The organism is Paenibacillus sp. FSL F4-0087 (assembly GCF_038020215.1).
Lineage (GTDB): Bacteria > Bacillota > Bacilli > Paenibacillales > Paenibacillaceae > Paenibacillus > Paenibacillus taichungensis.
In genome coordinates this window covers 3,871,663-3,895,339 of sequence record NZ_JBBODJ010000001.1, presented here as the reverse complement: position 1 = coordinate 3,895,339, position 23,677 = coordinate 3,871,663, and the positions used below count along the sequence as shown (strand labels likewise).

Below are 23,677 nucleotides of genomic sequence, written 5' to 3'. Positions count from 1 at the left end.
TAGGAATAAGCTTATATTTCTTACCTCATATGATAACGAAGTATATTATTCATCGGCTAAACCATACGCTGCCTCATCGCCTCGAACAACAAGATCGTTGCCGCCATCGCGGCATTAAGTGACTCAGCCTGTCCCTGCATTGGAATCGTAATCGCATCGTCCACCAGTTGTGCAGTAGACTCCGATATGCCCTTGCCCTCATTACCGATCACAAGCCACACCGTTTGTGTAAAATCATAACTGTAGCACGAATACTCTGCCTGCAAAGACGTACTAACCAACTTTATACCCGCAGCCTTTGCTTCAGGCAGTAACGATTCCAACTGCCCTTCTACAATCGGCAAATGAAACAATGACCCCATCGTTGAACGGATCGTTTTCGGATTATAGACATCAGCACAACCCGCACCGAGCACAACACCTGCCGCTCCCGCTGCATCCGCGCTGCGAATGATCGTTCCCACATTACCAGGGTCCTGAACATTGTCCATTACAACGACCAGCCCCTTGGAGGACGACAACAAACTTTGCAGCGGCTCACGACCTTTATGTACAACGGCAAAAACAGGTTGGGGGGTCATCGTATCCGTACACTTGGCGATAACCGCAGGGGATACACTGATCCATTCCACACGCTGAAGTGTAGCCTCCTGTCCAGCCAGTTCCTTGGGTACACCCTGCTCCCCATCGTAAACGATACATTCCAGATCTGCCCCGGCACGCAGCGCTTCCTGTACGAGATGAATGCCTTCAATAATATATTTATGTTGACGGGTACGGTGCTTTTTCTCCAGCAGCTGTGCCCATTCCTTCACACGTGTATTTTGCGGTGATACAATATCCATCTTTCCATCCTTCCCGTCTGCGGGATTTTTTATCAACATGTTAACATGACGAATTGAAATTATCCGACCAAAGAATGTTCCATCATCCCATCAACGTACTTATTACTTTGGATATGCAAGCTCCATTTTCGTCAAATGGTCCTTATGGCCAACAATGATCAGCACATCCCCGTCCGCAATCCGATCCTCCGCATACGGAGAGATATTCATCGAATTCCCACTGCGAATCGCCATCACATTGCAACCGAAACGTGCACGAATATTTAGCTCCAGCAGATTTTTACCGATCATTTGCTCGGACGCTCTCATCTCCAAAATGCTGTAATCCTCAGATAACTCGATGTAATCGAGAATGTTTGGAGATGTCAGATGATGGGCTACACGCAGTCCCATATCCCGTTCAGGATAAATAACCTTGTCTGCTCCGATCTTCTGCAATACTTTACCATGAAGCTCATTTTGTGCTTTTACAATCAGAACAGGTACACCCATATCCTTCAGAATAAGGGTCGTGAGAATACTCGACTGAATGTCTTCGCCAATCGCCACAACGACGACATCAAAATTTCGTATGCCCAGCGCACGCAGCGCTTCTTCGTCCGTCGAATCTGCCGATACGGCATGAGTCACCACATTGGACATTTCCTGGGTCCGCTGCTCGTCCGCATCAATGGCCAGTACGTCGAATCCCATGCCGCTCAGCGCATTGGCTACACTTGATCCGAACCGTCCCATGCCAATGACGGCATATTGTTTTTTTGCCATTAGGGTCTAACCTCCCGCTGCACTTCAGCATTACGCATCTATTGGTAGTCCATTTTTCAATTAAAGGGTAAATGTAAATATCCTTCGTAGTATACCACAAAGCCCAATAAACTTGAATGCGCTCACGCTTCCCAGGGAACAGTATTAGAGCAGCCGAATATACGAGGAGGGACTTGCGATGCCAATTACATTAAGCCTGCGTGAAGCGATTGTTCATAAGGTTCATGATAAAAGTGATGATCAGCTCCGGGAGATGATCGAAGGTTCTGTAGATGGACCGGAAGCAGCATTACCCGGACTTGGTGCCATTTTCGAAATGATCTGGAAGAACACGGAACCTGCCAAGCAGGAAGAATTAATTCAAATCGCGCAGGAGCATCTGCACACCATTCCCGTTCAACCCATCAGATAACTGAAGCCTTGGAGGGAAAGGTACCATCATCACGTTGTTCTGTCTGCAAAGAAGGATTTTGGCTCATTGGTCTGGATGATGCCTTGCTCCAAGAGCAAGGCAGTTATATCCCTATAGACTAATTAGGCTCCCCAACCAAACAAGGTACAGCCACTGAGCAAAACTCAGGAGGCTGTACCTTGTTTGTGTATACCCGTGTTTTAGAAAAGGAAAAAGCCGCTCAATTAAGACTGAACGATGACTGAATGTTATATTTGCGGCGAAATCCTTAATGAGCTATAAACGCTGGGAACGACAAAAAAACCTAAACCCCTCTGATCAGGGATTTAGGTTTTTTTTCTTCTGTCTTTACTATTCTAGGAAAAAACGACTTATGGAGCTGTCTCCAGGAATTTCGCCGTTGGATTTTTGTCCATTGCGGTTCTCATCGCGTATTCATTTTCGAACAGGACTACATGATTTCCTTTTTTATCTTTCACCAGAGCGGAGTTGATCCGGAATTTACTTGGGTCCAGATTCTCGTCCACGATCCAGCGTGCAAATTGATATGGCATACGCTGTAGCTGCACGTCTACCCCGTACTCGCCTTTCATCCGGTATTCAAATACCTCGAATTGGAGCTGACCCACTACGCCGAGCAATGTCTCGTCGAAGCTAACGGTGTTGAATACCTGGATCGTACCCTCCTCGGTCAACTGGTCAATCCCTTTTTGGTACTGTTTATGTTTCAATGCATTTTTAACCGTAACTTTGGCAAAAATCTCTGGTGAGAATGTTGGCAATTCGTCAAAAATAACCTCACTACCTTGGCTCAATGAATCGCCAATCCGGAAGATACCCGGATCGAAGAGACCAATAATATCGCCTGCGTAAGCCTCTTCTACAATATCCCGATCCTGTGCCAGGAATTGCTGAGGCTGCGATAGTTTGATTTCTTTGCCCACACGATTATGCTTCACGCTCATACCGCGTTGGAACTTACCGGATACAATCCGCAGGAATGCGATACGATCCCGGTGTGCCGGGTTCATGTTCGCTTGGATTTTGAAGACATAACCGCTGAACTTCTCATTCGTTGGTTCAATCTCACCCGCTGTACTGCGACGTGGTTCCGGCTTCGGTGCGAGCTGCAAGAAGTTCTCGAGGAACGTCTGCACGCCGAAGTTATTGATGGCACTACCGAAGAATACAGGTGTCAGTTCACCACGTTGTACCTTCTCCATGTCGAACTGGTCTCCTGCAACATCCAGAAGCTCTAGATCCTGACACAGCTGATCATGCAGATAATCTCCTGCCATCTCACGAATGATCGGATCTTCGTATCCATCCACTTTTTGTACTTTAATCGTTGAGTGATCGTCCCCTTGGAACAATTCCACCTGATTTTTCATCCGATCGTACACGCCACAAAGTTCACGACCTGTACCAATCGGCCAGTTCATCGGTACGGAGCGAATGCCCAGTACGTTTTCGAGTTCTTCCATCAGATCAAACGGACTTTGTCCTTCACGGTCCAGCTTGTTGATGAAGGTAAAGATCGGAATACCACGCTTCGCACAAACCTGGAACAATTTAATAGTCTGTGCCTCGACACCTTTGGCCACGTCAATCAACATTACTGCGCTATCGGCAGCTGTCAGTGTACGATACGTATCTTCACTGAAGTCTTGGTGACCCGGTGTATCCAAGATGTTGATGCGATGACCCAGGTAATCAAACTGCATTACGGAAGATGTTACTGAGATCCCCCGCTGTTTCTCAATCTCCATCCAGTCACTTGTTGCATGTTTGCTTGCTTTCCGAGCTTTTACTGTACCGGCAAGACGAATAGCGCCCCCGAACAGCAACAGTTTCTCGGTCAATGTCGTTTTACCCGCATCCGGGTGAGAAATAATGGCAAACGTCCGGCGTTTGTCCACTTCCTGTTGAAGAATGTTATCTGCAGCTTTGCTCATAGATTCTATCCCTTTCGTCCGTTCATTCACGTTAATCCGGCGAGGCCGGTCTACCATTCAATCTTTATGCAATCCGGCTATGCCGGTTGATTGTACATTCGCATTTCGCATATTAGGCAGTTAAGCATCCTATGTTAATTTTACACATTTACAACGGAGTTCATCCTCCCTAAGCATTGTGCTTCATTCATGCCGTAGACCTGATTTAGTATCCAACTTTCCTATTGTACCATAATCTTTACCGAAAATAACCGATTACGTACAGCAGATTCTTCTCTTTTCCGTTAGCAAAAAAAGAGCACCCTTCCGCCATCATTATGGCGTCCAGGTACTCATTATTCATTTCGCTTACCGCTCTTAGAAAATTAATGCGTCCAGTGCGTATTGTCCTCCACCTGTCAAAGCTAGTGCTACACCAACCACCAGGATCGCAAGGTTATATTCAAACCCGTTTTGTGTGGACCAGTATCCGTTCGCACCATGAACCTTCACAATCGCAATAACCATAGTCAAAGCAATCAGAATGCCGCCTACCGGTGTGAGCAGACCCAGAGCCAGCAACAATCCGCCGCCGAATTCAGCGAGCCCTGCCAGCAACGCTACCAATGCGCCTGGTTTCATCCCCATTGATTCAAACCAGCCTCCGGTTCCCTTGATTCCGTATCCCCCGAACCATCCAAACAGTTTCTGAGCCCCGTGCGCCATGAACGACAATCCAATCACCAAACGAATCAACAACAATCCTACATCCAACATTTTCTTTTCCTCCATTCAATATATACAAAATAGTATTCTTAGATTAAAGATATTATGCTAAAATTTTTTCTTCATGAATGTATTTCGTAACCCCTTCACCTGGTTCACATTTTATCTCATGAATGATGTACGTATCCGATTCGTCATCGGGTTTCGTATGTCTTTGCGTAATTTCTTTATCTCTTAAATTGAGTATAAGTTATATACTTACTTTTTGTCAATAACTTATTTTATTATATGTACATTTTTACATCCCCCCACTTCTCTATCGAAAAAAAGACCTGAAAAGATCGCATCTCTGCGTTCTTCCCAAGCCTTATTTGTAACAGTGTTAGTCTTCTCACCAATAATATGATTTCGCTCTAATCAAAATCGCTGCCACTCATAAGTGATACTTCCCGCGATTAATTGTTCACTTGCCAGATGACACTGTCTTCGTCCTGACCGTTCACCGGCCACCAGTGAAACCCATCTTGCTCCAGCAGTTTGCCTGTTGCTTCCGGCCCCCACGTACCTGCTGGATACGTGTGCAGCTCTCCGTGATTTTCCGCCCAAGCCGCCGCAATCCGGTCAACGAAGGACCATGCTGTAGCCACTTCGTCCCAACGGGTAAAGTAGGTGGAGTCTCCTTCTGCTGCATCATGCAGCAATCGTTCATACGCCTCAGGCGAGTTGATTCCAATCATGCAGCTCTGACAGAAATCCATCGCCAGCGGCTGAATCTCGGAGTCTGAACCCGGCTTCTTAGCATTGATTTTAATATAAATGCCTTCCATCGGGTTTACCCGAATGACGAGCAAATTCGGCTCCAGTTTATACTTTTTGCCCAGATAAACGTTACTCGGCATGGATTTGAATTCAACTACAATCTCGGTCGTTTTCACCGGAAGGCGCTTGCCTGTCCGAATATAGAACGGCACTCCCGCCCAGCGGAAATTATCTACAAATACACGTGCGGCAAAATAAGTCTCCGTATTGGATTCCGGATCAACCTTGTCCTCTTGGCGATAACCGGGAAGCTGCTTACCACGATACTCCCCTTCCGTATACTGCCCGCGCACAACGTTAGTGCTTACTTCTTCATTAGAGGTAAATGCACGCAGAGAACGCAGTACCTTAACCTTCTCATCCCGGATATCCTCTGGGAATAGACGGCTTGGCGGCTCCATGGCAATCATCGTCAGCATCTGCAGCATATGGTTCTGCCCCATATCGCGCAATGCTCCCGAATGATCGTAGTATCCACCACGTTCTTCCACACCAACCGTCTCTCCCAGAGTAATCTGAACGTTGGCAATATGTTTATTGTTCCAAAGCGGCTCGAAAAAGGCATTACCAAAGCGAATAACTTCGATATTCTGTACCATTTCCTTGCCCAAATAGTGGTCAATCCGATAAATCTCTTCCTCACGGAACACTTCACGAATCTGCTCATTCAGATGCTCCGCAGATTGCAGATCATATCCAAATGGTTTCTCAATCACAAGTCGATTCCACCCGCGGCTCTCCAACATTCCACCATCACGCAAACTATATGACACGCTGCCAAAGAGCTCAGGTGCCAGTGCCAGATAGAACAGACGGTTACCCGGTGTGTTAAACTTCGCTTCCAGACTCTCTGTCTGCTCACGCAATTCTTTGAAACCGTCTACGTTATTGATATCTAGTGATTTATACTCAAAATGTTCGACAAAAGCGTTCCACTCATCGGGTTCCCCCGCCGGATAGCGGCAGAACTCCTTAATGGATTCATAGATGTCTTCCCGGAATTCTTCTGGTGACCTCGGACGACGCGCTACACCAATAACCGCAAAATCCTCGGCTAACTTGCCTTCGCGGTAGAGACTGTAGATCGCCGGAAACAGCTTCCGGCGAGCCAAATCACCCGTTGCTCCAAAAATGAAAAATACTGCACCTGGTGTCTGCACTTCATCTTGCATTTGTTTTTCGACCATGGGCTCCTCTTTCTTTCCGGGAAGATATCTCCACACTCTCCCCGAGCTATGTAATGGTGTTATATACGCAACATACAACCGTCAATTACCAGCAAATTTCCTTCTTGGATGTGATGCCATTTTAGCATAAAGCCCCATGGGTTGCACTAATTTTCCTGAGAAATGTTATCACTATTTTTCCACAATTCATGGAAATTTCATCTATAAAAATTCATGATCAGACTTATAAACCTGCTTGAATATTGCATTAATATTCGATCGTGATAACAGGGAAACCTACTGTAACTCGATTAGTCCCCTTTTCGTCATCCTGATGGACAGCAAGCTGCATGTTCAAGTGATGTTTACCGCTCTTAATCGCTATGGGCAGATCCGATGCCTCATATGACACACTGGCAGTGCTGTTATCTGTATAACGTTCTATCGCTTGCATATTCATATCTCCAGATAGCTGTTCCTCGATTTGCTGCAATTGACTGCTGGCGCCACTTTCTTCAGTTGCACCTGTGCCCTGCACAGCGAAATTCCATGCTGCTTTCATTCCCGAATCGTTGAGCAACTGGGATACTTGTTCATGTAATGTGGTCAATAAACGTTGGTCTGTATGTTCATTGCCTGTTAATTGGACAATCGTGTAGTATTCCTTTTCCCCCGTCACGACAACATTGACCAGAATGCCTGCATGCTGAGCGTCAGCAACCATCTCACTACGATACACATCATGCCCCGTCTGAACACCGCGTTCAGGCTGTTGCAATCCTAACTGATGAGCAAGCAACTCCGCCTGCTCTTTTGCATCTCCACGGCCTTCACCTTGCCATTTAATGACTAGACGGTCCACATGATCGATTGCTGTATCGGCGGTCTTCATCAATTGTTCCAGCTTGCCTGCTTCGGATTCCGTCTTCTCAGCGTACACATGAGTCATGCCTACAAGTATAATAATTGCTAATGCCAGTATGCCTGCTGTCATCCATCGATTTAACATTTGAATCCTCCGCTCTTTCTTACATTCTATGAATCTATCAACAGCATGCCCCCATTACTCATTTGCTAAACTTCTTTTTGGCACACAAAAAAAGCCCTATCCACCATCTTCATGGCTGATCGGACCTTATAGCATCTTATGGGCAGAACAAACTTTCGAATCGTGCTCCACCGATTTCTTAACTTCACCTTATCTACTCAGCAAAATCATAGTGCATGCCTCAACCTTCACACGCTTCTTTTTCTATTCCGCAAGTCCATTCTTATAAGCATAGATGGCTGCCTGTGTACGGTCATCCACGCCCAATTTTGCTAGTATGTTCGTCACATGAAATTTGACTGTCTTGATCCCGATAATGAGATCATCTGCGATGTCCTGATTCGATTTGCCTTTAGCTACTAACCGAAGTACATCCATCTCCCGATCAGTCAATTCATCATGAGCTGGTGCCACTGCCTGCGGCTGTCGGAAACGATTCATCATTTTGGACGCCACTTGTGACTCCAGAACCGATTGCCCCCGAGCTGCAGCACGGATTGCATCTGCCACCTCATTGGCTCTGGATGTTTTCAGCAGATAACTGAAGGCTCCTGCCTCGATAACCGGATACATTTTTTCATCATCCAGATAACTGGTCAGCACAATGACCTTGCATTCCGGATACATTTTAAGCAGCTGCCGTGTGGCTTCAATCCCGTCCATTCCTTCCATAACGAGATCCATCAGGACAACATCAGGCTTATACTCCTGTGCCAACCGAATGCCTTCCTCACCACTGCCCGCTTCCCCCACCACTTCAATGCCATCTTCGGTATCCAGCACCGCAGCGAGGCCAATACGTACCATTTCATGATCATCCACGAGCAACACTTTGATCGACGTTTCCGCTTCCGTCTCCGTTTCTATTCCCGTCTCCATTGACATGTTCTTCCTCGCTTTCATCGTTCATCAAAGGTATTGTAATCTCAATTCGTGTTCCTTTGCCCGGCGCCGTTACAAATTGAATGGCTCCTCCAATTTCAGTCACACGTTCACGCATATTGGTCAAACCATAGGAGGCCTGTTTCTGATCGTCGAGATCAAATCCCTGACCATCATCACGAATCAGTACCCGAATGGCATCCATCCGGCGCTGAAGCCGAATTTCCATCTTTTCTGCCTTCGCATGACGTAATGTATTGGACATCGCTTCCTGAATAATACGGAACAGATGATTCTCAATGCCTTTGATCAAATGAATGTCTTCATCCATTTCGAGTACGATGTCCATAGGTACTTTTGTTTTCAACTCCATCACAAGATCGCGCAAACCTTGTTCGAGATGTTTACCCTCCAGATAGACAGGTCGCAAATGCAATAGCAATGCACGCATCTCGGACTGAGCTACCGACGCCATCTCTTCAATCAGGGCCACCTGCCGCTGAGCACGCGCAAAATCCTTTTCCATTCTTCGTCCAACCGCGGTCGCGGTCATGGAAATGGCGAACAGCTGCTGTGATACCGCATCATGCAATTCTCGTGCCAGGCGCTGTCTCTCTTCCACAATGGCCGTTATTCTGGCCTGTTCAGCCAGCTGAGCGTTATTCGTAGACAGCCTCTGCAGCGAGGAGACCTGATCTTCCCACTTTTTGCCGATTCGTCCAAGCTGCTCACTTAATCGGCCGACATCATCAATACCAAGGTCTGGCACTGTACGTGAGAGTGAGCCCTTTTCCCATTGCAACAGTGTCTCTCGCAACAGTTCAAGCCTTCGTTTGACCCGGTAGCTCTGATAGAAGCCGAAGGCCGCACCCATACCGATCAAGAGCAGCAGTAACGCCAGACCCGATTGAATCAGATGCCTCCACCCTGCAAACGGAGCAAGATAACCATATGTATACAATACATACAAGATTACAATGAGCACAATGAAAACAAGGAGGATCCCTTCACCCATACTTCGGGTTACCATGTCGGTATGTCGTTTTGTCTTCATCCGGTCTCCTCCTTCTTCACCTATTTAACTTATTACGGATTACTGATGTTTAGGTCGCCAACAATATAAGAAATGACAAATTTTGCTTTATGTTCACTGGACTCATATCCAGGAGTTCTCCATACCAATTTGTTCATCATGCCACTATCCTGCTCTCCATTCAGGCTAATCCGTCCAAAGAGTACCGATGCCTCAATTTCAACACCATAATCTTCAGGCAGTATCAGACGAACATTCCCCATAACTCCCTGCAAAAGTACAATCGTTTGTTTCTCCTCCGGGAGGGAAAGTGACAAATCTGCATTAATCTCACCCATGGCATGCCATAGGCTCATACTCCGCAATGTCCATGGTGCTTGATCCCAATAGTAACGAGCCATGAAATTTTGCTTCCGCATGACATGTCCATCTAGATGAATCTTTTTGTTTTTGGAATAAAAATAGGCTAGTGAGGCCAGTACAATTAAAAATACAATCATTAAATTATCAAGCAACAACAGAGCGGCACCGATACCAAGGTATCGATAGCCTTTATGTGTGTCACCCTTACGAACTTGAACCATACCTATCGTTAACAGAATCAGTGCGGCGACGGTCAGCAGGTTAATACTTCGGTTCAGTAACATCAGCATGCCGATGACAATGATTACAACAGCAAGCCATTGACCCTTCTTATTCATCTCTGCCGCACCTCCTCTGTAAGTTGATCTTCCCAATTCGACGGAAAAGCCATATCAGGCTTTGAACACCTGTATGGCTTAACCTTTGTTCTAGAAACCGTTCTTTATTCACGATTTATAGAATATCATATTGTCTGCTGAGCGAACAGTTATTCTTTTGAAGTACCGCCCGTTTCATTTTTGGCACCATTGCCGATTTTGTTTTTCAGAGCTTGCAGCTGTTGATCCACTTTGAATTGCTTTTCTGTATCTACAGGATTAGTGTACGTAGATTGTGTATTACGATAAGGTGCACGGATCACATCAGCTTCAGCTTCCATTTGCATGATTTTCTCTTCCATGCGGTGGAATCCAAGGGATGCGCCACCACTCTCGATGGAGTGCAAGCTGTTGATTTGGGACATTTGTTTTTTGGCTTTCGCCATTTGTGCACGGGATACGAGTTCATTACGTTTGTTACGCATTTTGTAGAACTCATCTTTCATGTCATGCAGCTGTTGCAGCAAATCTTTGGCTTGAGCTTCGGATTGAGCATGAAGTTCTCTGTATTCCGTAATTTTTTGATCGAAGTAGATTTTCTCTTCCAGCAATTTACGGGCCACTTCTTCCTGACCATTAGCCAGTGCAGCCTCTGCCTGAGACTCACGTTGTACCGATGTACGTTCTGCTTCGTCCAGACGCTGTTTCATGCGACGCTCATTCGCCATTTGTTTGGCAACTGTTACCTCTGCCTCATGAATTTCAGCCTCCATGTCACGCAAGTACTGGTTCAACATTACAATCGGGTCTTCCACTTTATCCAACATATCATTTACCGACGCTTTAGTCATATCCTTAATCCGTTTAAATACTCCCATTTTACTTTTCTCCCTTCTCGTAACGAGATAATTTTTGGCGAAGCTCTTCAACTTCTTTTTTCAATGCTTTTTTCTCAATATCTTTCATCATGGAATCAAGTTCACTTTCTTGCTGTGACCCTGCTCCGTAAGCGTTATTGTCGTAAGAACGTGGACCAGACTGAGGTCTGCTGTTGTATCCTGGGCCAGGACCGAAGTTACCTGGGCCTTGATTATGGTTGTTTTGGAAAGGACCTCTTGGCGGCTCGTGATCAAAGTTGTTGTATCCTCTACCAGCGCCAGGACCAGGGCCAGGACCATAGCCGTATGGATCATAAGGTGGATATGGCTCTTTTGGCACCACCAGTGCTGCGATGAAGTAGATTAACAACGACGTGCCGCCAGTTACGAAGATACTGATGACGAAGATGATACGCAGCAAGGTTGAATCCATGCCGATCGACTCGGATATCCCACCACATAATCCAGTCAACATCCGGTCACGCGTTGAGCGATATAATTTGCTCATGTGCTTACTCCTTTCTTTTACTTGTATCCTCTTACGTGATCAGCACCATAAGTGTATGGATCAGCGTGATAGGGTTCTTTTGGCACTACCAATGCAGCGATGAAGTAGATCAACAATGATGTACCCCCCGTAGCGAAAATACTGATGAAGAAAATGATACGCAGCAGCGTGGAACTAAATCCAAGATTTTCAGATATGCCGCCAATCAAACCTGTCAGCATACGATTACGCGATGAGCGGTAAAGTTTATTCATGTGTCTACTCCTTTCTGTCATTGTTCAGCTTTTGTTTCAGCCGTTCCAGTTCTTTGTCCAGCGTAGAGGATGACATGGTGCCAGACGTACCTGACCCATCCTGACTCATCCGCCGCAAATCCCGGAGACTTTGTGCCTCATATTCGAGATCAGAAACTTGATCGTCCAGCCGGTTGAACATACGGGGTACATTCTGACCGTTGTAGTGACCTCTCTGATTCATTCGTTGCTGCAATTGAATCGTCTGCATACGAGCGTAGTAATATTGGCGTTTGCTGTATACATTTTGATACTCCACTTTCAGTTGGTCGATCTGTTCGTCCAGTTCCTGTAAAGCCGCATTGCTTTGTGCGTACAATTCATTGTATTGCTCCATTTTTTCCTCGTGGAGAATTTTCTCCTGCAAAGCAAGTTTGGCTAAATGCTCCTCGCCTGCTTTCAGAGCCATGGAAGCTTGTTCTTCCCGTTTGTGTACCATACCTGCTGCCTGATCCGCTTGTTGTTTCATTTGTCTGGTATGGCTTGCATATTGATGACGAAGCTTCTCGGCTTCACCGATGTCTTGGCGGGTCGAGACCAGAAACTGATCAATCAGTTTGACTGGATCCTGACTTTGCTCCAGATGTTCGTTTAAATTAGCTACGGTAATGTCCCGCATTCGACGAAATACACTCATTTTGTCTGTCCTCCTTATCATAATCGTGAAAGCTTAGTAACGGCCACGACGACTGCGATTATTACTCAACATGGAGAATCCGAAGATGATTAACCCAATCGCGATGATCGGTCCGATCAGCCAGGCCAGTTTACCCAGCAATGAGAGGATACCGATGAAGAGAACAATCCATCCAAGCAGTACATTTCCTCGTTTAACTCCGTAGTAGCCAAGTGCAATCATCAGGATCGGAATTAGATAACCCATTAAATGTCCCAGTAGAGGAGTTAACTTTCCGAAGAGGAGGAGTGCACCCAATGCAATCAGTACAACCGCCCAGCCATTTCCTTTATTCCATCTCATAATTATTGTTCACCACCCTTTCGGTTCGTTAATTTTGGTTTGTGTGTTTGTTCGTTTGTTTCTTGTTTAACCTTATGTCCTTATTCTAGGGGAAATTGCGACTTTTCAAAACAGACCGTGGACGGTTTTTCATCCTAGACTCAGGTCGGGGATCGGGTTGGACCTTTGACTGTCCCTTGATCAGACCATTGGCCACTATACCGAATAAAGGCCTTAGATATCCCTTAATATCCTTCTTCAAAGCCGTTTCACCCCGTATAATACGACTTCCATACCTCTTATCTACGTTCTCCCTCGACTGACGTTTCCCATTATGCCTTCCATTAAAGCTAAAACGACCTCTATTATAATTTGAACGATTTCATGATCTTAATTTCCGCTTGGTTTTTTATTACTTTTTTATCCAAATAAACAAAATTTAGATTGTTCTATATGTAAGCGTTTACTAAAATAGAAAGTGTTACTAATTCATAAGTCAGGAGTGGACCTGTGCGATCATTCAGCTATCTACATAAAATGATAGTCTTCGGAATTTTGTTAAGTACCCTGCCCATTCTGTTGACGGGAATCGCTGCTTTTATCTATTCTTCAAAACAATCAGAGCTACATCGTGCTCAAGCCAATAAACAACTGTTAATCCAAATGCAAACCAACGTGGAGCACAAACTTGCAACCGTAAGCTATATGCTCGATCAGGCCGTTCGGTCACCGGACACGCTCCATTCGCTAACTTCATCATCATCGGTTCAGGGTACCGGGCCTTTGTTTGCTGAGAAGTTACAGACCGAATTCAAGAATATGAGGTCATGGGAGCCTCTAATGGATATTACGCTCGTAAATCAGACCCAGGATTGGCTTATCGATCATGCTGGCCTATACCTGAATACTGATTTCCCAATGGCTCTGCCGATGAAAGACTTATTATCAAGCACGCTCACATCCGGTTGGCAGCTTACACCCTCATCCGTGTTTAACAATAATGAGCGCCCGGTGAATTCAGGCTGTATCTATCATATTGCACTCGCCAGATCGATACCCGATGTAAATGTTTCTTCTGACGCTGCCCTGATTGCGGGAATTCCCGCATGCTCACTACAAAAACCACTGGAAGAGGATGCACCCGACAGCTCTACAGCCGGACTTATCATTTTGAATCGTGAACAACGCATCATGGTCCACCCCGATCCCGAATACATTGGTCAGCCATTAGCTTCAGCAGGAATATGGGACAACGATTCGAAGGCCAACTTTAGTGAATTGTTATCTAAGCGTGGTTTCGCTGCCTCTTCTGGTCAACGAGAGGTGCATATTGCAGATACACGTTACTCGCTGTCCTATGCGCATTCTTCTCTAAAAGGGTGGACATATATTCTCATTTCGCCTACGAATATTCTTACTCACGAGTATGTTCAGATTGGGCTGCACACCATGTATATCAGTGTTGCTATGCTACTGCTCTCACTGTTGCTCTCTTGGGTAGGTTCGAGACGAATGCATATGCCCATCCGCAAGCTTCTTGCACAACTCGGTGATAAACGCTTACCCGATCGCCTTGGAACCAAGTCTACACTTCATATAGACGAATTCGAACAAATCAGAGCTGGCGTCTCGCAGCTCTCTGCTTCTCAATCCCAGCTTGAAAGCAAACTAAATCAATATAAGTTGCAGATACGCACTCATTTTCTAATCAACCTGCTTCTGGGTAAAAATGCACCGTCCACTCTTCATGACACACTCAGAGAGAATGGTTATGGTTCACAGCTTCAAGAGTGGCAACAAATAGCCGTCATTGCAATCCAGACTGATCTTATGAATCACACCAAATATCATGCCAAGGATCGGGATCTGTTGTTGTTTGCCGTTCAGAACATACTGGAGGAGAGTATTTATGCAGAACAACAGTTACTTCCTGTGGTATATGAACAGGCTGTCGTTACAATCATCGGTACCTCTGAGCAAGACCGTGTTCGTTTTTCACAACATCTGTACACGTTAACCGAACAACTCCAACATCAGATCAGTGTGATCCTTAGTCTTCAAGTAAGCATTGGCTTCAGTCAGCCTCACAACTCCCTATTTCAGATACCACAAGCTTATACAGAGGCCTTTGAGGCACTTAAGCATCGAATGAAACTGGGAGCAGGCATCATCTTTCAGTTTGAGGCGATAGACAATCGTACTTCCCATTGGACACTGCCATATCCCGAATCACTGGAATATACGCTGATACAAGCTATCCAAAATGCCGATGAAGCCCTGGCCTCCTCTCATCTCCATCAGTTGCTTAAAGTGCTCTTTGGCATGGAATGCACACCGGAAGAATATCAGGTAGCACTTACCCGATTGTTAACACATATTTTGCAGATGATGCAGGAATCCGGTATACGACTGGGACAGATCTCCAAAGGCCATGGGTCTATTTTCAATGAACTTCATGCTCTGCAGTATGCAGCTGAGGTTGAGCAATGGTTTAACAAACATATCATCATACCGATCATTCTCATTTTGAAAGAAAGACAGTACGCCCAATATCAGCAAATATCCGAGAAAATGATTGCCATCATTCAGCAAGAATACGATAAGGATCTGACGTTGGAGGAATGCGCATCCAGACTTCATTACAATGCCAACTACCTAAGTAGTGTGTTCCGCAAAGAGACAGGATGTTCATTCAGTGAGTATCTGACAAAGTACCGCTTCAGTATAGCTAAAAAATGGCTCGACGAAAGCGAGCTGACGGTCAAGGATATCGCCGCACGGCTTCGTTATAACAACCCGCAGAACTTTATCCGTTCTTTTCGAAAATGGGAAGGGATCACGCCTGGACAGTATAGGGAACGTAAACATAAGCCTGATCTATCCATAAAGCAATAACGGCTCTTTGGAGGATGAAGTATGAGAGTTATATCAATTTCTATTTATAGAAGAAGAACGTTTGTTATTTAGTCGAAGAATAAGATGTCTTATATCTGACCATCAAAAAGGGAGCAGTTATACTGCTCCCTTTTCCTTTTTAAAACTTTATCTAAATTGTTCCTGCTGAAATGGGTCTACTGTTACTTGGTAAGTACCACTTTCATGTTCTGTTGCTCCAATTGAATCAGAATTTTACCGAACTTCCCTCCGCGTGAGAATGTAACCATACCATCCTTGTAAGTGTCTCTGATATATTGCTCAGCCAGGGCAAGTGAACCTTCATCCGTTGGCAGTTCGTGCGTGCTAAGCCACTCCTGAAGCTTATCAACGACTTCCTCAACAGGCATCTGCATATAACTTGTTTCTTTAGTGATTAAGGTGGTGTAAGAATAATCTTTCAGGTACAGCAGCTGTTGTATATATCCCATATCTCCGGCGTTGTATGATGGATAGACACCTAGTACCTCTTTAAGCTCATTTATTAGTGTGTGTTCTCTCGGTCCAGCCATCGTACTAATATAAACATACTTTCGGGCAGTGCTAATCGCCTGTTCAATCGTTTCCCAATTCGACATTGCCGGGCACATGGATGCAAATGTAAAATCATATTTCTTCTCCCAACCTTTGTCCTGAATCGATATGTCCTCGAACCGCTCTGAAACGATATCAATACTGGATGTAAGGGATGCAGGAATTGTCTCCTTCATTAATGAAACTAACAGTTCAGAGGGCTCTACAGCTGTAACGGTCGCTCCTTTGGTTGCAAAAGGAATCGTAAAGATGCCTGACGCTGCTCCAATGTCTAATATGGATAACCCGTCAAAACTCACACCCTGATTTTCTATCCAGCCTGTGATGCGATCGGATCGCTTCTTTCCATCGTCAGTAAACGACTGTTGGTGATATTCTCTAGCCCATCGTTCAAATGCTCCTGTTGCGTCAAACGCCGTACTCTTCATATTGTATTTTGAAGCTGTCGACTGATTCTTCCACGCTTCTTCCCACACAGAACGATCAAATAAAATTTCAGAATGTTTTAATACATGTTTTTCCTCAGACACGTTGCTTCACTCCGTTTCTTTTATAAAATATAAATTTACACGCAAAAGGATACTAGCTTGCTTGGATAAGCATCTTTTATATGAATTTAAAAGAGCTATAATATCCATAATTAAACGAAGTAATATTAGAGACTTTGTATATCCACAATATACTGATTAAAGTTATGAGTCAATACGTAAACAAAAATAATTCCATCTCCTTCTATAAGCCATAATCCGAGTGCCAGAGATCAGGGAATGAAATTGAGTAATTAGAGATACAAGATAGTCGCGTATTTACCCAAGCCCATCATGTTGGACTCCCCTGCAGTAATGGTGTTGTGATGACCTACAAAATTCCATTCAGGAGCCCCTCTTTGCTTAATTGCCGCACGTCACCTTTCATTCCGACAAATAAAAAAAGCTCATTAGATTTTGCATCTAATGAGCTTTTCCATACTTGCTTGAATACCGGCGAGAGGACTCGAACCTCCACGGTTTCCCACTCGATTTTGAGTCGAGCGCGTCTGCCATTCCGCCACGCCGGCATATGAAGTTTTTATGAAAATACTGGAGGCGCCACCCAGATTCGAACTGGGGATAAAGCTTTTGCAGAGCTGTGCCTTACCACTTGGCTATGGCGCCATATTTTGGAGCGGACGACGGGAATCGAACCCGCGACCCTCGCCTTGGCAAGGCGATGCTCTACCGCTGAGCCACGTCCGCATAATGGCTGGGGATATAGGATTTGAACCTATGCATGACGGAGTCAAAGTCCGTTGCCTTACCGCTTGGCTAATCCCCAAAAAAAACAAAGGGGCGATCGAGGGGAATTGAACCCCCGAATGCCGGATCCACAAACCGGTGCGTTAACCACTTCGCCACGATCGCCATAATACAATATGTTCTTAAAAGTTAATTGGCAGGGGCAGCAGGAATTGAACCCACACCAACGGTTTTGGAGACCGTTGTTCTACCTTTAAACTATGCCCCTAAAAACTGGTGGAGGATGATGGATTCGAACCACCGAACCCGTACGGGAGCAGATTTACAGTCTGATGCGTTTGGCCACTTCGCTAATCCTCCATAAGTGGTGCCGGCGAGAGGACTTGAACCCCCAACCTACTGATTACAAGTCAGTTGCTCTACCAGTTGAGCTACACCGGCGTATTAAGTTGTGATAAATGGTGGCTCGGGACGGAATCGAACCGCCGACACGAGGATTTTCAGTCCTCTGCTCTACCGACTGAGCTACCGAGCCATAATAAAGTTTAATCCTGAAACGTTACACTTTATCTAGGGCGTTCGGTGCCATATAGCAGATTTAGTGAACAGCTTCCTCATGTAAAGATTAAAATGGCGGAACCGACGGGATTCGAACCCGCGATCTCCTGCGTGACAGGCAGGCATGTTAGGCCAACTACACCACGGTTCCAGATCACTTTCTTGATAGAAAGTATAATTGCGGGGGCAGGATTTGAACCTGCGGCCTTCGGGTTATGAGCCCGACGAGCTACCGGGCTGCTCCACCCCGCGTCGTTATTAAAATTTATATGGTGGAGGCTGAGGGGATCGAACCCCCGACCCTCTGCTTGTAAGGCAGATGCTCTCCCAGCTGAGCTAAGCCTCCGAACAACACATTTATGATCTTATCATAAAACTGCTGTGTAAATCAACTTCTTTTTTTTCGAAGTTAGATATGACCCGTAGGGGATTCGAACCCCTGTTACCTCCGTGAAAGGGAGGTGTCTTAACCCCTTGACCAACGGGCCTTGCTATGGCGGAGAGAGAGGGATTCGAACCCTCGAGACGCTTGTGGCGCCTACACGATTTCCAATCGTGCTCCTTCGGCCAACTCGGACACCTCTCCATATGGCTCCCCGAACAGGGCTCGAACCTGTGACAACTCGATTAACAGTCGAGTGCTCTACCAACTGAGCTATCAGGGAATAATGCTTCAGAGATCATTCTCTGAAAACTAGATCCGAAACGAAATGTGCGACTTACAACTTGCATATTGGATAAGCCCTCGACCGATTAGTACTGGTCAGCTCCATGCATTGCTGCACTTCCACCCCCAGCCTATCTACCTCGTCGTCTTCAAGGGGTCTTACATACTGGGAAATCTCATCTTGAGGGGGGCTTCACGCTTAGATGCTTTCAGCGCTTATCCCTTCCGTACATAGCTACCCAGCGGTGCTCCTGGCGGAACAACTGGTACACCAGCGGTACGTCCATCCCGGTCCTCTCGTACTAAGGACAGCTCCTCTCAAATTTCCTACGCCCACGACAGATAGGGACCGAACTGTCTCACGACGTTCTGAACCCAGCTCGCGTACCGCTTTAATGGGCGAACAGCCCAACCCTTGGGACCTACTTCAGCCCCAGGATGCGATGAGCCGACATCGAGGTGCCAAACCTCCCCGTCGATGTGGACTCTTGGGGGAGATAAGCCTGTTATCCCCAGGGTAGCTTTTATCCGTTGAGCGATGGCCCTTCCATGCGGTACCACCGGATCACTAAGCCCGACTTTCGTCCCTGCTCGACTTGTAGGTCTCGCAGTCAAGCTCCCTTATGCCTTTGCACTCTTCGAATGATTTCCAACCATTCTGAGGGAACCTTTGGGCGCCTCCGTTACTCTTTAGGAGGCGACCGCCCCAGTCAAACTGCCCACCTGACACTGTCCCCGCACCGGATTACGGTACCAGGTTAGAACCTAGATACGATCAGGGTGGTATCCCAACGGTGCCTCCACATAAGCTGGCGCTCATGCTTCAAAGGCTCCCACCTATCCTGTACAGATCGTACCCAAATTCAATATCAAGCTGCAGTAAAGCTCCATGGGGTCTTTCCGTCTTGTCGCGGGTAACCTGCATCTTCACAGGTATTAAAATTTCACCGGATCTCTCGTTGAGACAGCGCCCAAGTCGTTACGCCATTCGTGCGGGTCAGAATTTACCTGACAAGGAATTTCGCTACCTTAGGACCGTTATAGTTACGGCCGCCGTTTACTGGGGCTTCGGTTCACAGCTTCGGATTGCTCCTAACCGCTCCCCTTAACCTTCCAGCACCGGGCAGGCGTCAGCCCGTATACTTCGCCTTACGGCTTCGCACAGACCTGTGTTTTTGCTAAACAGTCGCTTGGGCCTTTTCACTGCGGCCCCCTCGTGCTATTCACACTACCGGGGCACCCCTTCTCCCGAAGTTACGGGGTCATTTTGCCGAGTTCCTTAACGAGAGTTCTTCCGCGCGCCTTAGAATTCTCTTCTCGCCTACCTGTGTCGGTTTGCGGTACGGGCACCATCACCTGGCTAGAGGCTTTTCTTGGCAGTGTGAGATCATGACCTTCGCTACTATAATTTTCGCTCCCCATTACAGCCCAGCCTTACGATGTGCGGATTTGCCTACACATCAGCCTCACTGCTTAGACGGACATCCATCAGTCCGCGTCACTACCCTGCTGCGTCCCCCCATTGCTCATAACGGCTTACGGTGGTACAGGAATTTCGACCTGTTGTCCTTCGACTACGCCTTTCGGCCTCGCCTTAGGTCCCGACTTACCCTGAGCGGACGAGCCTTCCTCAGGAACCCTTAGGCTTTCGGCGGATCAGATTCTCACTGATCTTTTCGTTACTCATACCGGCATTCTCACTTGTATAATGTCCAGCGCTCCTTACGGTACACCTTCAACCCTTATACAACGCTCCCCTACCCCTGATGCAAAGCATCAAGCCATAGCTTCGGTGGTGTGTTTAGCCCCGTTACATTTTCGGCGCAGAGTCACTCGACCAGTGAGCTATTACGCACTCTTTCAATGGTGGCTGCTTCTAAGCCAACATCCTGGTTGTCTGTGCAACTCCACATCCTTTCCCACTTAACACACACTTGGGGACCTTAGCTGATGGTCTGGGCTGTTTCCCTTTTGACAATGGATCTTAGCACTCACTGTCTGACTCCCGGAAGTAAGTCTATGGCATTCGGAGTTTGACTGAGCTTGGTAACCCTTGCGGGCCCCGCACCCAATCAGTGCTCTACCTCCACGACTCTGTTTTCCGAGGCTAGCCCTAAAGCTATTTCGGGGAGAACCAGCTATCTCCGAGTTCGATTGGAATTTCTCCGCTACCCCCACCTCATCCCCGCACTTTTCAACGTGCGTGGGTTCGGGCCTCCAGTGCGTGTTACCGCACCTTCACCCTGGACAGGGGTAGATCACCCGGTTTCGGGTCTACGTCCACGTACTATGTCGCCCTATTCAGACTCGCTTTCGCTGCGGCTCCGGCTCTTCACCTTAACCTTGCACGGGAACGTAACTCGCCGGTTCATTCTACAAAAGGCACGCCATCACCCCTAAAACGGGCTCTGACTTTTTGTAAGCACACGGTTTCAGGTTCTATTTCACTCCCCTTCCGGGGTGCTTTTCACCTTTCCCTCACGGTACTGCTTCACTATCGGTCGCTAGGAAGTATTTAGCCTTGGCAGATGGTCCTGCCGGATTCATACGGGGTTTCACGTGCCCCGCACTACTCGGGATACATCTCGGAGAGAACAGACTTTCAAGTACAGGGCTTTTACCTTCTTTGGCGGGCCTTTCCAGACCTCTTCGTTTAACCGGTTCCTTTGTAACTCCATGTGAGATGTCCCACAACCCCAAAGAGCAAGCTCTCTGGTTTGGGCTTCTCCGCGTTCGCTCGCCGCTACTGACGGAATCACTATTGTTTTCTCTTCCTCAAGGTACTTAGATGTTTCAGTTCCCCTGGTATGCCTCTACATAACCTATGTATTCAGTTATGAGTAACTGGAAATTACCCCAGCTGGGTTTCCCCATTCGGACACCCCCGGATCAAAGCTTGCTTACAGCTCCCCGAGGCAGTTTCGTTGTTCGCCACGTCCTTCATCGGCTCCTAGCGCCTAGGCATCCTCCGTGTGCTCTTAGTAGCTTAACCAATTGCTCCAAGGAGCAAATGCAATCTACCGTTTTTATTGAAACTTGTTTTAACACAAGTTCAGCTTAAAAAGGAATGTTCTAATTCGCAATTTTCGTTTCGATATCTAGTTTTCAAAGAACAAGCTCCATGCAAAAGCAAGCTGTTTGAGAGTTTGAGCTCTCAAAACTGAGCAACGAGTGAGTAACTAGCCGACCTGGCTAGATTTTGTATTTGAATGTTTCCACTCGGGAAACGATTCTCCATAGAAAGGAGGTGATCCAGCCGCACCTTCCGATACGGCTACCTTGTTACGACTTCACCCCAATCATCTATCCCACCTTCGGCGGCTGGCTCCTTGCGGTTACCCCACCGACTTCGGGTGTTATAAACTCTCGTGGTGTGACGGGCGGTGTGTACAAGACCCGGGAACGTATTCACCGCGGCATGCTGATCCGCGATTACTAGCAATTCCGACTTCATGCAGGCGAGTTGCAGCCTGCAATCCGAACTGAGACCGGCTTTTTAGGATTCGTTCCACCTCGCGGCTTCACAGCCCGTTGTACCGGCCATTGTAGTACGTGTGTAGCCCAGGTCATAAGGGGCATGATGATTTGACGTCATCCCCACCTTCCTCCGGTTTGTCACCGGCAGTCACCTTAGAGTGCCCATCCGAAATGCTGGCAACTAAGATCAAGGGTTGCGCTCGTTGCGGGACTTAACCCAACATCTCACGACACGAGCTGACGACAACCATGCACCACCTGTCTCCTCTGTCCCGAAGGAAAGGTACATCTCTGTACCGGTCAGAGGGATGTCAAGACCTGGTAAGGTTCTTCGCGTTGCTTCGAATTAAACCACATACTCCACTGCTTGTGCGGGTCCCCGTCAATTCCTTTGAGTTTCAGTCTTGCGACCGTACTCCCCAGGCGGAGTGCTTAATGTGTTAACTTCGGCACCAAGGGTATCGAAACCCCTAACACCTAGCACTCATCGTTTACGGCGTGGACTACCAGGGTATCTAATCCTGTTTGCTCCCCACGCTTTCGCGCCTCAGCGTCAGTTACAGCCCAGAGAGTCGCCTTCGCCACTGGTGTTCCTCCACATATCTACGCATTTCACCGCTACACGTGGAATTCCACTCTCCTCTTCTGCACTCAAGTCACCCAGTTTCCAGTGCGATCCGGGGTTGAGCCCCGGGATTAAACACCAGACTTAAATGACCGCCTGCGCGCGCTTTACGCCCAATAATTCCGGACAACGCTTGCCCCCTACGTATTACCGCGGCTGCTGGCACGTAGTTAGCCGGGGCTTTCTTCTCAGGTACCGTCACCTTGAGAGCAGTTACTCTCCCAAGCGTTCTTCCCTGGCAACAGAGCTTTACGATCCGAAAACCTTCATCACTCACGCGGCATTGCTCCGTCAGGCTTTCGCCCATTGCGGAAGATTCCCTACTGCTGCCTCCCGTAGGAGTCTGGGCCGTGTCTCAGTCCCAGTGTGGCCGATCACCCTCTCAGGTCGGCTACGCATCGTCGCCTTGGTGAGCCGTTACCCCACCAACTAGCTAATGCGCCGCAGGCCCATCCCCAAGTGACAGATTGCTCCGTCTTTCCAGTTCTCTTCAGGAGAAGAAAACAACTATTCGGTATTAGCTACCGTTTCCGGTAGTTGTCCCAAACTTGAGGGCAGGTTGCCTACGTGTTACTCACCCGTCCGCCGCTAACCATCAGAGAAGCAAGCTTCTCATCAAGTCCGCTCGACTTGCATGTATTAGGCATGCCGCCAGCGTTCGTCCTGAGCCAGGATCAAACTCTCCAATAAAGTATTGAAA

17 protein-coding genes, 15 tRNA genes and 2 rRNA genes are annotated in these 23,677 nt (G+C 47.1%); 2 read left to right on the top strand and 32 right to left on the bottom strand.

Annotated elements, in window-relative coordinates; translation table 11 throughout:
- Window positions 1–56: 56 nt before the first annotated feature.
- Window positions 57–845 (bottom strand): TrmH family RNA methyltransferase, encoded by a 789-nt coding sequence (locus tag MHB84_RS17980; protein WP_076290947.1) that lies wholly within the window; start codon window positions 843–845, stop codon window positions 57–59.
- A 102-nt stretch (window positions 846–947) separates the two neighbouring features.
- Entirely contained in the window at window positions 948–1,610 is a 663-nt protein-coding gene (locus MHB84_RS17975; protein ID WP_064635682.1) for a potassium channel family protein, read from the bottom strand.
- A 178-nt stretch (window positions 1,611–1,788) separates the two neighbouring features.
- On the opposite strand from MHB84_RS17975, the gene sspI reads away from it, so the two are divergent.
- Window positions 1,789–2,022: a small acid-soluble spore protein SspI gene (sspI, locus tag MHB84_RS17970; protein WP_062324046.1), complete on the top strand. Its 234-nt coding sequence runs from the start codon at window positions 1,789–1,791 to the stop codon at window positions 2,020–2,022.
- Between the two features lie 371 nt (window positions 2,023–2,393).
- On the opposite strand, the gene MHB84_RS17965 is transcribed toward sspI, so the two are convergent.
- The 12 genes from MHB84_RS17965 to MHB84_RS17910 form a co-directional block, all read right to left on the bottom strand.
- Window positions 2,394–3,977, bottom strand: a complete 1,584-nt coding sequence (locus tag MHB84_RS17965) for a peptide chain release factor 3 (RefSeq protein WP_076290948.1) — start codon at window positions 3,975–3,977, stop codon at window positions 2,394–2,396.
- Between the two features lie 357 nt (window positions 3,978–4,334).
- Window positions 4,335–4,733 carry a DoxX family protein gene (locus MHB84_RS17960; protein ID WP_053783291.1) on the bottom strand — a complete coding sequence of 133 codons (399 nt, stop codon included), beginning with the start codon at window positions 4,731–4,733 and terminating at the stop codon, window positions 4,335–4,337.
- 404 nt (window positions 4,734–5,137) lie between these two features.
- Window positions 5,138–6,688 carry a glucose-6-phosphate dehydrogenase gene (zwf, locus tag MHB84_RS17955; RefSeq protein ID WP_076290949.1) on the bottom strand — a complete coding sequence of 517 codons (1,551 nt, stop codon included), beginning with the start codon at window positions 6,686–6,688 and terminating at the stop codon, window positions 5,138–5,140.
- Between the two features lie 247 nt (window positions 6,689–6,935).
- Window positions 6,936–7,676, bottom strand: coding sequence for a YwmB family TATA-box binding protein (locus MHB84_RS17950; protein WP_076290950.1), 741 nt, complete (start codon window positions 7,674–7,676; stop codon window positions 6,936–6,938).
- A gap of 243 nt (window positions 7,677–7,919) precedes the next feature.
- Window positions 7,920–8,594 (bottom strand): response regulator transcription factor, encoded by a 675-nt coding sequence (locus MHB84_RS17945; RefSeq protein WP_090904561.1) that lies wholly within the window; start codon window positions 8,592–8,594, stop codon window positions 7,920–7,922.
- Window positions 8,530–9,651 carry a sensor histidine kinase gene (locus tag MHB84_RS17940; RefSeq protein ID WP_076290951.1) on the bottom strand — a complete coding sequence of 374 codons (1,122 nt, stop codon included), beginning with the start codon at window positions 9,649–9,651 and terminating at the stop codon, window positions 8,530–8,532. Before MHB84_RS17940 ends, MHB84_RS17945 begins: the two co-directional genes overlap by 65 nt.
- A 32-nt stretch (window positions 9,652–9,683) precedes the next feature.
- Window positions 9,684–10,331, bottom strand: a complete 648-nt coding sequence (liaF, locus tag MHB84_RS17935; protein WP_076290952.1) for a cell wall-active antibiotics response protein LiaF — start codon at window positions 10,329–10,331, stop codon at window positions 9,684–9,686.
- A 149-nt stretch (window positions 10,332–10,480) separates the two neighbouring features.
- On the bottom strand, window positions 10,481–11,188 hold the full coding sequence (locus MHB84_RS17930; protein ID WP_024634152.1) for a PspA/IM30 family protein: 708 nt from the start codon (window positions 11,186–11,188) through the stop codon (window positions 10,481–10,483).
- Between the two features lies 1 nt (window position 11,189).
- Window positions 11,190–11,696, bottom strand: a complete 507-nt coding sequence (locus tag MHB84_RS17925; RefSeq protein WP_063566168.1) for a PspC domain-containing protein — start codon at window positions 11,694–11,696, stop codon at window positions 11,190–11,192.
- A 17-nt stretch (window positions 11,697–11,713) separates the two neighbouring features.
- Complete coding sequence (locus tag MHB84_RS17920) at window positions 11,714–11,950, bottom strand: PspC domain-containing protein (RefSeq protein WP_063566169.1); 237 nt, start codon at window positions 11,948–11,950, stop codon at window positions 11,714–11,716.
- Window positions 11,951–11,954: 4 nt separating this feature from the next.
- Window positions 11,955–12,626, bottom strand: coding sequence for a PspA/IM30 family protein (locus tag MHB84_RS17915; RefSeq protein ID WP_063566170.1), 672 nt, complete (start codon window positions 12,624–12,626; stop codon window positions 11,955–11,957).
- Between the two features lie 33 nt (window positions 12,627–12,659).
- Window positions 12,660–12,968: a LiaF transmembrane domain-containing protein gene (locus tag MHB84_RS17910; protein ID WP_062324034.1), complete on the bottom strand. Its 309-nt coding sequence runs from the start codon at window positions 12,966–12,968 to the stop codon at window positions 12,660–12,662.
- Window positions 12,969–13,484: 516 nt separating this feature from the next.
- On the opposite strand from MHB84_RS17910, the gene MHB84_RS17905 reads away from it, so the two are divergent.
- A complete protein-coding gene (locus tag MHB84_RS17905) occupies window positions 13,485–15,842 on the top strand; it encodes a helix-turn-helix domain-containing protein (RefSeq protein ID WP_083679044.1) in 2,358 nt (785 codons plus the stop codon).
- A 182-nt stretch (window positions 15,843–16,024) separates the two neighbouring features.
- Here the strand turns inward: MHB84_RS17905 and MHB84_RS17900 are convergent, their stop codons facing one another.
- From MHB84_RS17900 to MHB84_RS17815, 18 genes are all read right to left on the bottom strand, one after another.
- The gene (locus tag MHB84_RS17900) at window positions 16,025–16,945 is read right to left on the bottom strand and encodes a methyltransferase domain-containing protein (protein ID WP_083679045.1); all 921 of its coding nucleotides are present in this window, start codon (window positions 16,943–16,945) and stop codon (window positions 16,025–16,027) included.
- A gap of 448 nt (window positions 16,946–17,393) precedes the next feature.
- Window positions 17,394–17,472: transfer RNA gene (locus MHB84_RS17895), tRNA-Leu, on the bottom strand.
- Window positions 17,473–17,495: 23 nt separating this feature from the next.
- Window positions 17,496–17,569 (bottom strand) — tRNA-Cys (locus MHB84_RS17890).
- A 6-nt stretch (window positions 17,570–17,575) separates the two neighbouring features.
- Window positions 17,576–17,650 (bottom strand) — tRNA-Gly (locus tag MHB84_RS17885).
- A gap of 4 nt (window positions 17,651–17,654) precedes the next feature.
- Window positions 17,655–17,729: transfer RNA gene (locus MHB84_RS17880), tRNA-Gln, on the bottom strand.
- Between the two features lie 13 nt (window positions 17,730–17,742).
- A tRNA-His gene (locus MHB84_RS17875) sits at window positions 17,743–17,815 on the bottom strand.
- 29 nt (window positions 17,816–17,844) lie between these two features.
- Window positions 17,845–17,918 (bottom strand) — tRNA-Trp (locus tag MHB84_RS17870).
- Window positions 17,919–17,924: 6 nt separating this feature from the next.
- Window positions 17,925–18,010, bottom strand: a tRNA-Tyr gene (locus MHB84_RS17865).
- A 5-nt stretch (window positions 18,011–18,015) separates the two neighbouring features.
- Window positions 18,016–18,091, bottom strand: a tRNA-Thr gene (locus MHB84_RS17860).
- An 18-nt stretch (window positions 18,092–18,109) separates the two neighbouring features.
- A tRNA-Phe gene (locus MHB84_RS17855) sits at window positions 18,110–18,185 on the bottom strand.
- Window positions 18,186–18,281: 96 nt separating this feature from the next.
- Window positions 18,282–18,359 (bottom strand) — tRNA-Asp (locus MHB84_RS17850).
- 27 nt (window positions 18,360–18,386) lie between these two features.
- Window positions 18,387–18,460: transfer RNA gene (locus tag MHB84_RS17845), tRNA-Met, on the bottom strand.
- Between the two features lie 18 nt (window positions 18,461–18,478).
- A tRNA-Val gene (locus tag MHB84_RS17840) sits at window positions 18,479–18,554 on the bottom strand.
- 70 nt (window positions 18,555–18,624) lie between these two features.
- Window positions 18,625–18,696 (bottom strand) — tRNA-Glu (locus tag MHB84_RS17835).
- A gap of 6 nt (window positions 18,697–18,702) precedes the next feature.
- Window positions 18,703–18,794, bottom strand: a tRNA-Ser gene (locus MHB84_RS17830).
- Window positions 18,795–18,797: 3 nt separating this feature from the next.
- Window positions 18,798–18,873 (bottom strand) — tRNA-Asn (locus MHB84_RS17825).
- A gap of 68 nt (window positions 18,874–18,941) precedes the next feature.
- A 23S ribosomal RNA gene (locus MHB84_RS17820) occupies window positions 18,942–21,867 on the bottom strand.
- A 248-nt stretch (window positions 21,868–22,115) separates the two neighbouring features.
- Window positions 22,116–23,667 (bottom strand): 16S ribosomal RNA (locus MHB84_RS17815).
- Together the 16S and 23S rRNA genes with 15 tRNA genes alongside form the textbook arrangement of a ribosomal RNA operon.
- Between the last annotated feature and the right edge of the window lie 10 nt (window positions 23,668–23,677).